Genomic DNA, 12,447 nt, shown 5'->3' with positions numbered 1-12,447 from the left:
TACCTCGTGTCTCCGCGCGGGGTCCCGCGCACCTGCCGCGCAGCGCGGCGCCTGAAGATGGTGTGAACGCTATTCAAACAGGTCGCCCGGCGCTGCGCCCACGGCTTGGCGCCCGCGGTCTCTAGGCTCGGTGCGAAATCGGATCGGTGGACTGGAGGAGGTGGCCGATGGCCAGGGCGGAGATCGCCGCGGTGCTGGCGTTGGCGGCGGCCCTCTTCATCGCCATCGGCGACGTCATCCACCAGCGCAGCGCCCACGACGTGACTGACGAACCCGTCGGCCACGTCGAGCTGTTCGCCCGCTTGCTGCGCGACGGCCGGTGGTGGTTGGGCAGCGGAGTGGCCGCGGTCGGCTTCGCGCTGCAGGCCGCCGCGCTGGGCCTGGGATCGGTGCTCCTGGTGCAGGCACTGCTGGTGACCTCCCTGCTCTTCGCACTTCCCATCAGTGCGCGGCTGTCGGGCCGGCGGGTGACCAACTGGCAGTGGCTGTGGGCCGCCCTGCTGGCTGCGGCAGTCGCCGTGATCGTCACGGTGGGCGATCCGACCGAGGGTGCGTCCCGGGCGTCGCTGCACACCTGGGTGTGGGTGGCCGCCGTACTGGGGCCGGCCCTGGCGCTGTGCCTGCTGGCCGCGCAGGTGGCCCCTCCGACGGTCAGCGCCGTCCTGCTGGCGGTGGTCTCCGGCGCGCTGTGGGGGTTGTTCGCGGTGCTGACCAAGGCGGTGGTGACCCGCTTGGACGTGGGCAGCTGGGCCGGGGTGGAGACGCTGCTGAAGACGCCCGAACTGTATGTGTGGGCGGCGGTCGCGATCGCCGGTACCGCCATGCAGCAGGCCTCGTTCCGCTCGGGGGCGCTGACGGCGTCGTTGCCGACGATGACGGTCGCCGAACCGGTGGTGGCCAGCGTGCTCGGCGTCGTCGTGCTCGGTGAGACGCTGCGGCCCGGGGAGGCCGGGGTCTTCGTGCTGGTCGTCGCGGTGGTCGTGATGGTCGTCGCGACCGCGGCCCTCGCCCGTGGCGAAGCGGCCACGCGCGAACCCGCCTGAGGTGCGCCGGTTAGGTTGGTGGGCGTGCTGACCGCCATCGCGATCGTTCCGTCGCCGCCGGTCATGGTGCCCGAACTGGCCGGTGCGGCGGCCGCGGAGGTCGCCGATCTGCGCGTCGCGGCGGTGACGGCGGCGGGCAGGCTGCCGTCGCGCTGGCTCGCCGTCGGGGTGGCCGACGCCGACGCCGCGATCGGGCCCGACGCCGTGGGCACGTTCGCCGGATACGGGGTCGACGTCGCAGTCCGGCTGTCCGATGCGGCGGCCGGCGGACCCCGAGCCCTGCCGTTGTGCGCGCTCATCGCCGGCTGGTTGCGAGGTCTCGTCGCGAACCCCGCCGTCGTCGAGGTGCGCACCTGGACCGAGCGCACCGCGCCGCAGGCGGCCGTGGCCGCAGGCCGGGCCCTGCGCCGCGAGCTCGACGCCGGACCCGACGCCGTCGGGGTGCTCGTCGTCGCCGACGGCGCGAACACCCTGACCGCGGCAGCCCCCGGCGGCCACGATCCGGACTCCGTCGCGGTGCAGGCCGCCCTCGACGACGCGCTCGCCGGCGGCGATCGTGCGGCGCTGGCCGCGCTGCCCGACGGCATCGTGGGCCGCGTCGCGTTCCAGGTGCTGGCCGGACTGGCCGAGCCCGGACCCCGCACCGCCGAGCAGCTCTACCGCGGAGCCCCCTACGGCGTCGGCTACACCGTGGGCGTCTGGACACCGTGACCCGGCCGCTGGCCGTCATCGGCCCGACCGGCACCGGCAAGTCGGCGCTCGCGCTGGCGGTCGCCGACCTGATCGGCCACCCGATCGAGGTGGTCAACGCCGACGCGATGCAGCTCTACCGCGGGATGGACATCGGCACCGCCAAGCTGCTCCCCGACGAGCGACAGGGCATCCCGCACCACCAGCTCGACGTCCTCGACGTCACCGAGACCGCGACCGTCGCCCGGTACCAGCAATCCGCGTCCGACGACGTGGACGCCATCCTCGCCAGGGGCGCGGTCCCGGTGATCGTGGGCGGCTCGATGCTCTACATCCAGTCGCTGCTCGACGAATGGACGTTCCCCGCCACCGATCCGGCCGTGCGGGCCCGGTGGGAGGCCCGGCTGGCCGAGGTCGGAGTAGCCGGGCTGCACCGTGAGCTCGCACGAGTCGATCCGGCCGCGGCGGCGTCGATCCTGCCCACCGACGGGCGGCGCATCGTGCGCGCGCTGGAGGTCGTCGAGCTGACGGGTCAGCCCTTCGCGGCGTCTGCGCCCACCATCGGCACACCCCGCTGGAACACCGCCATCGTCGGATTGGATTGGCCCACCGAGGTTCTCGATCAACGGCTGGCGCAGCGCACCGACGCCATGTTCGCCGCGGGCCTGATCGACGAAGTGCGCGAGCTCCGGGACCGTGGGTTGCGCGACGGCGTGACCGCGGCCCGGGCGCTCGGATACGCACAGGTGCTGGCCGATCTCGACGCCGGCGGCGATGGGTCGGCCGCTCGCGAACCCACCTTCGTCGGAACCCGTCGCTATGTGCGCAGGCAGCGCTCGTGGTTCCGCCGAGATCACCGCATCACGTGGCTGGACGGCGCGGCTGCCGATCTCGCAGCCAGCGCCGTGCGCATCTGGCGGGACGTATCCTGACCAGGTGAAGTTCGCCAAAGGGCACGGCACGCAGAACGACTTCGTCGTCCTGCCCGACCTGCAGGCCGCCGTGACGCTGTCGCCGGCCGCGGTCGCCGCGCTGTGCGACCGCAGGCAGGGTCTCGGCGCCGACGGGGTGCTGCGGGTGACCACCGCGGGCGCAGCGCTCGACGCGGGGGTCTTCGACCGGCTGCCGGAGGGGCTCGCGCCCGGCGACTGGTACATGGACTACCGGAACGCCGACGGGTCGATCGCCCAGATGTGCGGTAACGGAGTGCGGGTGTTCGCGCACTACCTGCGGGCCAGCGGGCTCGAGACCCGCGACGAGTTCGTGGTCGGCTCACTCGCGGGCCCCCGCCCGGTGGTGCTGCACTCCGCCGACCCGGTGCGCGCCGAGGTGACCGTGGAGATGGGCAAAGCCAACGTGCTCGGCTCGTCCACCGCCACCGTGGGCGGACGGTCGTTCGCCGGGCTGGCCGTCGACGTCGGCAATCCGCACCTGGCCTGCGTCGACGCCCAGCTGACGACCGAGACGCTGGCCGGACTCGACGTGGCGGCACCGGTGACCTTCGACCCCGAGACGTTTCCCGACGGGGTCAACGTCGAGGTGCTCACCGTGCTGGACGCCGACCGTGCGGTCACGATGCGGGTGCACGAGCGCGGCGTGGGGGAGACGCGCTCCTGCGGCACCGGAACGGTCGCCGCCGCCGTCGCCGCGCTGGCCCAGCAGGGAGAGGAGACCGGCGAGGTGACCGTGCACGTCCCGGGTGGCGCCGTCACCGTCACCGTCACCGACGCGACCAGCTACCTGCGCGGACCGTCTGTACTGGTCGCCCACGGCGAGCTCGCCGAGGAATGGTGGGCCGCGCATGGACGTTAAAGCAGGTGCATGAACAGTGTTCTCCGTGCGAACCTTGATTCGCCTATGACGTATCCCGAATTCCGCAACGACACCCCCAGCGTGGGTGAACTCGCCCTCGAAGAGCGTGCGGCCCTGCGCCGCGTCGCCGGGCTCTCCACCGAACTGGCCGACATCTCCGAGGTCGAGTACCGCCAGCTGCGCCTCGAACGCGTGGTCCTGGTCGGCGTCTGGACCGAGGGCTCGGCCGCCGATGCCGACGCCAGCCTCGCCGAACTCGCCGCGCTCGCCGAAACCGCCGGCTCCGAAGTGCTCGAAGGTGTGATCCAGCGCCGCGACAAGCCCGACCCCGCCACCTACATCGGTTCCGGTAAGGCTGCCGAGCTGCGCGAGGTCGTCATCGCCACCGGCGCCGACACCGTGATCTGCGACGGTGAACTGAGCCCCGCCCAGCTGAATGCGTTGGAGAAGGTGGTGAAGGTCAAGGTCATCGACCGCACCGCGCTGATCCTCGACATCTTCGCCCAGCACGCCACCAGCCGGGAGGGCAAGGCGCAGGTCTCGCTCGCGCAGATGGAGTACATGCTGCCCAGGCTGCGCGGCTGGGGTGAATCGATGTCGCGTCAGGCGGGCGGCCGTGCCGGCGGTGCCGGGGGCGGCGTGGGTACCCGCGGTCCCGGTGAGACGAAGATCGAAACCGACCGCCGGCGCATCCGGGAACGGATGGCCAAGCTGCGTCGCGAGATCAAGGACATGAAGAAGATCCGCGACACCCAGCGCAGTGGGCGCCGGCGCAGCGAGGTGCCGTCGGTCGCGATCGTCGGCTACACCAACGCCGGCAAGTCGAGTCTGCTCAACGCGCTCACCGGTGCCGGCGTACTGGTCGAGAACGCGCTGTTCGCCACCCTCGAACCCACCACGCGCCGCGGACAATTCGACGACGGACGGCCGTTCGTGCTGACCGACACCGTCGGGTTCGTGCGGCATCTGCCCACCCAGCTGGTCGAGGCGTTCCGGTCGACCCTGGAAGAGGTCGTCGACGCCGAACTGCTGGTGCACGTGGTCGACGGCTCCGATGTGAACCCGCTGGCCCAGATCAACGCCGTGCGCGCGGTGATCAACGACGTCGTCGCCGAGTACGGCATCGCTGCGCCGCGAGAACTGTTGGTGGTCAACAAGACCGACGCCGCCAGCGGACTGATGCTGGCCACGTTGCGCCGCGCGCTGCCCGGCGCGGTGTTCGTCTCCGCGCACACCGGTGACGGACTGGATCAGTTGCGGGCCAAGATGGCCGAACTCGTCGAACCCACGGACACGGCCGTCGACGTGACGATTCCCTACGACCGCGGGGATCTCGTCGCACGGATGCATTCCGAAGGCCGTATCGACGCCACCGAACACACCGAGGCGGGCACCCGGATCACCGCTCGGGTACCGGTCGCACTGGCCGCAGGCCTCGCCGAGTTCGCTACCGCCTGACGATCCGCGGCGGCTGATGTGCGCGCACCGGAGGCGGTGTCGCGGCGTACTTCTCGATCTCGACGAGGACGTGCGCACCAGTGCAGCCGCGGGCCAGCGACGACGTTCCGATGTCGTCGGTGAACACGTTCGGGTTGCCGTGAACGCACAACGCCTCGGGGTCGGCAGGATCGATCGGGTCGTACCAGGCCCCGGTCGACAGTTGGACCACCTGCGGCCGTACCCGCTCGTCGACGAGCACCCCGGCCAGGCATGCGCCGCGGTCGTTGAACACCCGCACCACGTCGCCGGTGTGCAGCCCGCGCGCCTGCGCATCGGACGGATGCATCCGGATCGGTTCCCGCCCGGACACTTTCGAGTCCTGGCTGGTCTTGCCTCCGTCGAGCTGGCTGTGTAGGCGGGAGGCCGGCTGATTGGCGATCAGATGCAGTGGGTAGCGCTGGGCGCGCGGGCCGCCGAGCCATTCGGACGGCTCGAACCACGCGGGATGTCCCGCGCAATCGGAATACCCGAAGCCGTCGATGTCGTCGGAGAAGATCTCGATCAGCCCGCTGCGGGTGCCGAGCCGGTGCGCCGCCGGGTCGGCGCGGAAGTCGGCCAGCAGGGTCAGCCCGTCATCCACCGGAAGCCGCACCTGCCCGGCCGACCAGAACTCGTCGAACGTGGGCACCGCGAAATCCAACGCCTGTGACCATGTGTCGTACAGGTGGCGCAGCCACTGCGCCGAGGTGCGACCCTCTGTGAAGTCCTCTTCGACGCCGAGGGCGGCAGCGAGCGCGGCGAAGGTGTCGTAGTCGTCGCGGGCGTCTGCATAGGGCTCGGTCAGCCGGGGCATCGCCATCAGCACCGGATCGTTGCGGGAACCGGAGAAGTCGTCGCGCTCGAGGAACGTCGTCGACGGCACGACGATGTCGGCGTGCCTGGCCATCGCGGTCCAGTACGGATCGTGCACCACGACGGTGTCCACGCGCCCCAACGCTCGGCGCAGCCGCGGAATGTTCTGGTGATGGTGGAACGGGTTGCCGCCGGCCCAGTAGACCATTTTGACATCGGGATAGGTGAGCCGTAACCCGTTGTAGTCGAACGACTCTCCGGGATGGAGCAGCATGTCGCTGATCGCCGCGACGGGAATGAACGAGGTGACGGGGTTGACGCCCTGCGGCAGCCGGGGGAGCGCGCAGCGAAGAGGTGGTAGCCCCGGCTCGTTCATCGATCCGTACCCGTGGCCGAAGCCGCCGCCCGGCAGGCCGATCTGACCCAGCATCGCGGCCAGCGTCAACCCCATCCACGGGGCCTGCTCGCCGAACCTGGTGCGCTGCAACGACCAACTGACCGTGACGATCGTGCGGTGCGCGGCCATCTGGCGAGCCAGCGCGGTCAGGTCCTCGGGGTCCAGCCCGCAGAGCCCGGCCGCCCACTGCGGCGATTTGGGTACACCGTCGTCGATGCCGAGCAAGTAGCGCTCGAACCGTTCGTATCCCGTGCAGTAGGTGGCCAGGAAGTCACGGTCGGCCAGCGACTCGGTGGCCAGCACGTGCGCCAGGGCCAGCATGATGGCCACGTCCGTCCCGGGCACCGGCGCGAACCAGTCGCAGGGCCCGTCGACGTCGTCACGCAGCGGGGAGAACGACACGATCCGGCCGCCGCCCGCACGGAAGCGGTTCAGCGCATCCCGGGCCGGATGAGCCGTCGTGCCACCGTGATTGACCCCCGTGTTCTTCAGCGCGAGCCCCCCGAAGCACACCAGCAACTCGGTGTGCTCGACGATGACGTCCCAGGCGGTGGACCGCTTGAACAGATCGTCATGCGTGCCCACCACCCGCGGCATGATCACACCGGTGGCGCCCAGGCTGTAGGAGTGCCGGGAAAACGTGTAGCCGCCAAGGCAATTGAGGATCCGGTGCACCTGGCTCTGCGCATGGTGGAACCGGCCGGCGCTGGCCCAGCCGTACGAACCGCCGTAGAGCGCGCCGTTGCCGTGGCGGTCGATGACACGCCGCAACTCGGCGGCGAGGAGCTCGGTGAGCTCGTCCCAGCTGACGGCGACGAAGTCGTCGGCGCCGCGGCGACTGCTCGGTCCCGGTCCGTCGTCGAGCCAGCCCCGGCGCACCGCCGGGCCGGTGATGCGCGCCGAGTGGCGGACCGAGCCGGGCAGATTGCCCAGTGCGGGGGACGGGTCGGTGTCGCCGGCGATCGGGGCGACAGAGGCGACGTCGCCGGCCTCGACGGTGGCGCGGAAGGCGCCCCAGTGGGTGAGGCTGGTGCCCATGGGGCCTGAGTGTAGGGCGGGTACGGCCCGGGCGGGCACCGCGTGTCGTTGCGGGTGGGCCGATCCCTGCCTCGCCGGAGCCCAACCATCCGGTTGGGTGGGGTACCGTGGCTGAAAAGTTCCGACGTTCCCGATCCGATCAACGACGCGAGGATTCCTCCATGGGCTCTGCAGCCGAAAAGTCCGTCATCGCCTACGAGCGCACGCTGTTCGAACCGGAACACGACATGTTCCGCGACTCCTTCCGGACGTTCCTCGAACGCCACGTCGCGCCACACCACGACCAGTGGGAGGCCGACAAGCTGGTGGACCGCAGTGTCTGGGTGGAGGCAGGCAAGCAGGGCTTCCTCGGCATGGCGGTCCCCGAGGAGTACGGCGGCGGCGGGGTCACCGACTTCCGCTACAACACCGTCATCACCGAAGAGATCACCGCCGGTCGCTACAGCGGGCTCGGCTTCAGCCTGCACAACGACGTCGTGGCGCCGTACTTCATCCGCCTGGGCACCGAAGAGCAGAAGCAACGCTGGCTGCCGAAGTTCTGCAGCGGCGAATACATCAGCGCCATCGCGATGACCGAACCCGGCACCGGCAGTGACCTGCAGGGCATCAAAACCCGGGCGGTCCGCGACGGCGACCACTACATCCTCAACGGCTCGAAGACCTTCATCACCAACGGCATCCTGTCCGACCTGGTGATCGTCGTGGCCCAGACAGACCCCGACAAGGGCGCGCTGGGCTTCTCACTGCTGGTGGTCGAGCGTGGCATGGAGGGCTTCGAGCGCGGTCGCAAACTCGACAAGGTGGGGCTGGACGCCCAGGACACCGCCGAGCTGTCGTTCACCGACGTGAAGGTGCCGGTCGAGAACCTGCTCGGCGAAGAGGGCCAGGGCTTCATCTACCTGATGCAGAACCTGCCGCAGGAACGCATCAGCATCGCGATCATGGCCGCGGCGGCGATGGAAGCCGTGCTGGCCGGCACGCTGCAGTACGCCAAGGAGCGCAAGGCCTTCGGCAAGCCGATCGGCAGCCAGCAGAACAGCCGTTTCCTGCTGGCAGAGCTGTCCACCGAAGCCACCGTCGTCCGACTGATGGTCGACGAGTTCATCCGGCTGCATCTGGAGGACAAGCTCACCGTCGAGCAGGCCGCGATGGCCAAGTGGTACGCCACGGAAAAGCAGGTGCACCTCATCGACCGCTGCCTGCAACTGCACGGCGGCTACGGCTACATGCGCGAATACGACGTTGCGCGGGCCTATCTCGACGCCCGCGTGCAGACCATCTACGGCGGCACCACCGAGATCATGAAAGAGATCATCGGTCGCAGCCTGGGTGTGTAGGCGGTCAGTGCCATTTTGCGGCGCTGACGGCGAGGTGGCTTGGTAAACGCGGTCCGCTGACGCAGAGTGAACGCACGCGGTAATTTTCGCTGAACCGTGATGGAGTTACTCAAGTCGCCGACCACGGGGAGGATGAATGACCCGGCAGCTCATGCTGCGCCGTCGTGGGTTTGATCGTTGGACCGTCGGATTGCTCGGGGTCGCCACTGCGCTCCTGGTCTCGCCTGTGGCCACGGCGCAACCCGACGTCGACGCCGGCAACGCGATCACCGCCACCTGGCAGGCCACCGGTGGCGACACCGGCCCGCTGGGCCCGCCGTCGGGCGATGTCTATCCGATCGGATCCGGATTCGCGCAGAGCTTCGCCTCGGGCAAGGTGTTCTTCACCCCGAGCACCGGCGCGCACTTCATGCAGGGTGCCATCTTGGACAAGTACGAGTCGCTCGGCGGGCCCGCCGACAGCGATCTCGGCTTTCCGACCATCGACGAGGGCCCCGGGCGCGCACCCGCCAGCGTCAACAGCACGTTGAGCGCGCCGGACAACCCGGTGATCTTCTGGACACCGGATACCGGCGCGCACGTGGTCCGCGGGCCGATCAATGCGGCCTGGGACCGGCTCGGCGGCTCGTCGGGTGTCCTCGGCGTCCCCGCCGAAGACGAGACCTACGACGGTCCAGTGGTGACGCAGAAGTTCACCGGGGGCCAGGTCTCCTACGACTCGCGTGCCAAGAAGTTCACCACCGACCCGGCCGATCTCGCCGGACAGCTCGCCGACCTCTCCGTGCCGGACGACCCGGTCGCTGCGATCAACGCCGCCCGCCGGGCCGCCGGGGGGCCACTGGGACCGTTGGGCGCCAGCGACGGTGAACCGTACAAGATCGGCTCCGACGGTCTCGGCCAGAACTTCGTCAACGGCAAGATCTTCTACAGCCCCGCTACCGGCGCCAACGTCGTGACCGGCCAGGTGCTGGCCAAGTACGAGAGTGTGGGCGGCCCGGAGGGAGACCTCGGCTTCCCGATCAGCGGCGAGGTGGACGGCGGCGTCGCCCCGGCGAGCAGGATGAGCAGTTTCGCGGCGGCGGACAAGCCGGTGATCTTCTGGACGCCCGACTACGGCGCGGTCATCGTCCGTGGTGCCATGAACGCCGCGTGGGAAAAGCTGGGCGGCGCGACGGGCGAGCTTGGCGCCCCGGTCGATGATCAGACGCAGAACGGCGACGCGATCACCCAGAAGTTCAGCGGTGGCGCGATCACCTATGACACCGCCAGCAAGCGGTTCAGCACCGAACCGGCGAACCTCGCCTCTCAGCTGGCCGGGCTGGAGGTCCCCGGACAGCAGGCGACGCAGGACCCGCCGTCAGCGCAGGGCGGCGACGCGGACTCCGGGTCCGGGACGCAGTGGGCATGGTGGCTGCTGGCGATCATCCCTGTTCTGCTCGTGCTCGCCGTGGTCGGGCTCGTGGTGGCCCGGCGCCGGCGCGGTGGTCAGGACGACGACGTGTTCGCCCCGGCCCCGTATCAGCAGGAAGACCACGACGCGCACGACTACGGCCACGAACCGGCGGACGTCGGCGAGGACGCGTTGTTCGGCGACCGCTATGCACGTGAGGGTCTGGGGTCGGTGACATCCTCCGAGCGCCCGTCGACCCCAGGCGAAGGCCACGAGCCGAGCGGGCTCGATCTGTGGGGGCTCAGCGACTCCGCGGCTGACCGCTCCGCCTCCGGTGATCAGGCTGACGATCCGTTCGTCGAGCAGGACGATCCCGACTCGATCGATACCGCGCCGACCCGGGTTCAGTCCGCACCTGAGCACGATTTCGCGCAGCCCGATACGCCCGCGGAGCCGACGGACGAGGAGCTGGCTGCCGAGGATGTGGCTGCCGAGGAGCCGACGGCCGAGGAGCCGACGGCCGAGGAGCCGACAGGCGAGGGGCTGACGAGCGACGAGGACGGTCTCGATTCGGACGGTCTCGATTCACACGACGAGGGCGTCACGTCGGCACTGCCCGCGGCGCCTCTCGTCGCTCCGGCCTTCGAGCGGGACGCCCTCCTCGACACCGGCAGGCATGCCCGGATCGATGACGACGACGACATCGTCCCGATGGGCACCGCGCTGCACCTGCCTCTCGACGACGACCCGGACGCGATTCCCGACGGCTACCCGATCAAAGCCGATACTCGATCGGGCCTGTACTGGAGCCCCGGGAGTGCCGACTACGACGAGGCTCGGGCCGAAATCTGGTTCGCGACAGAGGAGATCGCGCGCACCAACGGGTTCGTCCGCGGAGGCTGACGAACCGCGTCGGCGTCGCCTCAGATCTTGCGGATGACCGTCACGACCTTGCCCAGGACGGCGGCGTCGTTGCCGGGGATGGGGTCGAAGGCCGGGTTGTGGGGCATGAGCCACACCTGCCCCTTCGTCCGCTTGAACGTCTTGACGGTGGCTTCGCCGTCGATCATGGCGGCGACGATGTCACCGTTGTCCGCGACGTTCTGCTGCCGCACCACGACCCAGTCGCCGTCGCAGATCGCCGCGTCGACCATCGACTCACCCACGACCTTCAGCAGGAAGAGTGAGCCGTCGCCGACGAGCTCGCGGGGCAGCGGGAACACGTCCTCGACGGCCTCCTCGGCGAGGATCGGTCCACCGGCCGCGATGCGCCCGAGCACCGGCACGAATGTGGGCTCCGGCAGGGAGTCCGAGCCGGCGACCTCGGTCGCGACAACCGGATTGGCGGCAATGTCGTCGATGCCGCGCACGTCGACGGCCCTGGGGCGGTTCGGGTCACGACGCAGGTAGCCCTTGCGTTCGAGCGTGCGCAATTGGTGTGCCACCGACGAGGTGGACGTCAGGCCGACGGCGTCGCCGATCTCTCGGATGCTCGGCGGATAGCCGCGAGTGGTCACCGAGGAGCGGATGACCTCGAGGATGGTGCGCTGACGCTCGGTCAGACCTGACCCGCGGTCACGTCGGTTGGCGGACTCCGGACCGGACGTGGTGTCGCTGCTGTCGTCGCTCATGACGACGAATGTAACGCGCGAGACACGAGTAATCAAACATGTGTTCGAGGTGTGTCGGCCTCGTGTCGGCGACTGTCGCGGGGTCGTCGGCGGTCCGAATCGACTTGTCGGTGCCCTCGGTTAGCGTTCGCAACAGTTCGATCACGTGTTCTATTCATCGAACACATGATCGAGTACTGTTCGAACACAAGAGCGAATCCACGGATCGAAAGGCAGTCAGATGACCGTTCTCCACGAGGCCGATGTCCGTCAGCCCGCGCGCCGCACTGCGCGTCCCGTGCGGATCGGGCCGGCCACCTCGGCGGCACCGGTCGGCCGGTCTGCCCGGCCGGTCCGGCCAGGACGCCGCCAGCGTCCCGGCGGTGCGCCGCTGCAGTACCGCGGCAGTGGCGTCCTGGTGTCGCGGGCGTCGCACCGACGCCGTCCCATCACCCCCGCGGCCACGGTGCTGCTGGCGCTCGTCGCCGCTGCCATCACGCTGTGGTTGGGTCTGGTGGCCCAGGCGGGCGGCGTCGTCGGACCGCAGGCGGAGGTGCCGGGCCGGTTGGCAGTCGTTCAGGTGCACACGGGGGAGTCGTTGCAGGAGGTCGCCCAGCGCGTCGCGCCGCACGCGCCGGTGACGGACGTGGTCGCGAAGATCCGCGAGCTCAACCGACTCGAGACGGTCGCGCTGACCGCCGGTCAGACGCTGATCGCTCCGATCGCCTGACCTCAGCAACAAGGCTCGCGGACAGGCAGCGTGGTGGCGATCGTGGACATAGCGGTCTGGAACGCGCCCATGGGCACTGTGCTGAGCTGCGCGCTGCCACCGCAGGTA

Annotated in this window: 10 protein-coding genes; 8 read left to right on the top strand and 2 right to left on the bottom strand. The window is 69.8% G+C overall.

Annotation, left to right across the window (positions count from 1 at the left end; genetic code table 11):
• The first annotated feature begins 167 nt into the window (after positions 1-167).
• The 5 genes from DMB80_RS17995 to hflX are packed head-to-tail and all read left to right on the top strand — an operon-like array spanning position 168 to position 5,003.
• Entirely contained in the window at positions 168-1,043 is an 876-nt protein-coding gene (locus DMB80_RS17995; RefSeq protein ID WP_046365148.1) for a DMT family transporter, read from the top strand.
• 24 nt (positions 1,044-1,067) lie between these two features.
• The gene (locus tag DMB80_RS17990) at positions 1,068-1,754 is read left to right on the top strand and encodes a class III extradiol ring-cleavage dioxygenase family protein (protein WP_111511156.1); all 687 of its coding nucleotides are present in this window, start codon (positions 1,068-1,070) and stop codon (positions 1,752-1,754) included.
• Positions 1,751-2,665, top strand: a complete 915-nt coding sequence (miaA, locus tag DMB80_RS17985) for a tRNA (adenosine(37)-N6)-dimethylallyltransferase MiaA (protein ID WP_111511105.1) — start codon at positions 1,751-1,753, stop codon at positions 2,663-2,665. The genes DMB80_RS17990 and miaA overlap by 4 nt, the downstream gene beginning before the upstream one ends.
• Before the next feature lie 4 nt (positions 2,666-2,669).
• Entirely contained in the window at positions 2,670-3,545 is an 876-nt protein-coding gene (gene dapF / locus DMB80_RS17980) for a diaminopimelate epimerase (protein WP_111511104.1), read from the top strand.
• A 45-nt stretch (positions 3,546-3,590) separates the two neighbouring features.
• Entirely contained in the window at positions 3,591-5,003 is a 1,413-nt protein-coding gene (gene hflX / locus DMB80_RS17975; RefSeq protein WP_111511103.1) for a GTPase HflX, read from the top strand.
• Here hflX and DMB80_RS17970 read toward each other — a convergent pair.
• Entirely contained in the window at positions 4,993-7,272 is a 2,280-nt protein-coding gene (locus DMB80_RS17970) for a molybdopterin-dependent oxidoreductase (protein ID WP_111511102.1), read from the bottom strand. The two genes, hflX and DMB80_RS17970, sit on opposite strands and share 11 nt — an antisense overlap.
• A 161-nt stretch (positions 7,273-7,433) precedes the next feature.
• On the opposite strand from DMB80_RS17970, the gene DMB80_RS17965 reads away from it, so the two are divergent.
• Positions 7,434-8,609 (top strand): acyl-CoA dehydrogenase family protein, encoded by a 1,176-nt coding sequence (locus DMB80_RS17965; protein ID WP_111511101.1) that lies wholly within the window; start codon positions 7,434-7,436, stop codon positions 8,607-8,609.
• 136 nt (positions 8,610-8,745) lie between these two features.
• The gene (locus tag DMB80_RS17960) at positions 8,746-10,902 is read left to right on the top strand and encodes a sunset domain-containing protein (RefSeq protein ID WP_111511100.1); all 2,157 of its coding nucleotides are present in this window, start codon (positions 8,746-8,748) and stop codon (positions 10,900-10,902) included.
• Between the two features lie 20 nt (positions 10,903-10,922).
• Here DMB80_RS17960 and lexA read toward each other — a convergent pair whose 3' ends face one another.
• Positions 10,923-11,630 carry a transcriptional repressor LexA gene (lexA, locus tag DMB80_RS17955; RefSeq protein ID WP_111511099.1) on the bottom strand — a complete coding sequence of 236 codons (708 nt, stop codon included), beginning with the start codon at positions 11,628-11,630 and terminating at the stop codon, positions 10,923-10,925.
• Between the two features lie 220 nt (positions 11,631-11,850).
• On the opposite strand from lexA, the gene DMB80_RS28410 reads away from it, so the two are divergent.
• Positions 11,851-12,339: a LysM peptidoglycan-binding domain-containing protein gene (locus DMB80_RS28410; RefSeq protein ID WP_240431256.1), complete on the top strand. Its 489-nt coding sequence runs from the start codon at positions 11,851-11,853 to the stop codon at positions 12,337-12,339.
• The last annotated feature ends 108 nt before the right edge of the window (positions 12,340-12,447 follow it).

The sequence above is a fragment of the Mycobacterium kyogaense genome (genome assembly GCF_003254575.1).
In the GTDB taxonomy this organism is placed as follows: Bacteria; Actinomycetota; Actinomycetes; order Mycobacteriales; family Mycobacteriaceae; genus Mycobacterium; species Mycobacterium kyogaense.
This window is presented reverse-complemented; position numbering and strand designations above follow the sequence as displayed.

Coding starts and splice junctions, on each gene's coding strand:
- DMB80_RS17995 (WP_046365148.1), top strand. CDS start 168: ATGGCCAGGGCGGAGATCGCCGCGGTGCTGGCGTTGGCGGCGGCCCTC.
- hflX (WP_111511103.1), top strand. CDS start 3,591: ATGACGTATCCCGAATTCCGCAACGACACCCCCAGCGTGGGTGAACTC.
- DMB80_RS17970 (WP_111511102.1), bottom strand. CDS start 7,272: ATGGGCACCAGCCTCACCCACTGGGGCGCCTTCCGCGCCACCGTCGAG.
- DMB80_RS17965 (WP_111511101.1), top strand. CDS start 7,434: ATGGGCTCTGCAGCCGAAAAGTCCGTCATCGCCTACGAGCGCACGCTG.
- DMB80_RS17960 (WP_111511100.1), top strand. CDS start 8,746: ATGACCCGGCAGCTCATGCTGCGCCGTCGTGGGTTTGATCGTTGGACC.
- lexA (WP_111511099.1), bottom strand. CDS start 11,630: ATGAGCGACGACAGCAGCGACACCACGTCCGGTCCGGAGTCCGCCAAC.
- DMB80_RS28410 (WP_240431256.1), top strand. CDS start 11,851: ATGACCGTTCTCCACGAGGCCGATGTCCGTCAGCCCGCGCGCCGCACT.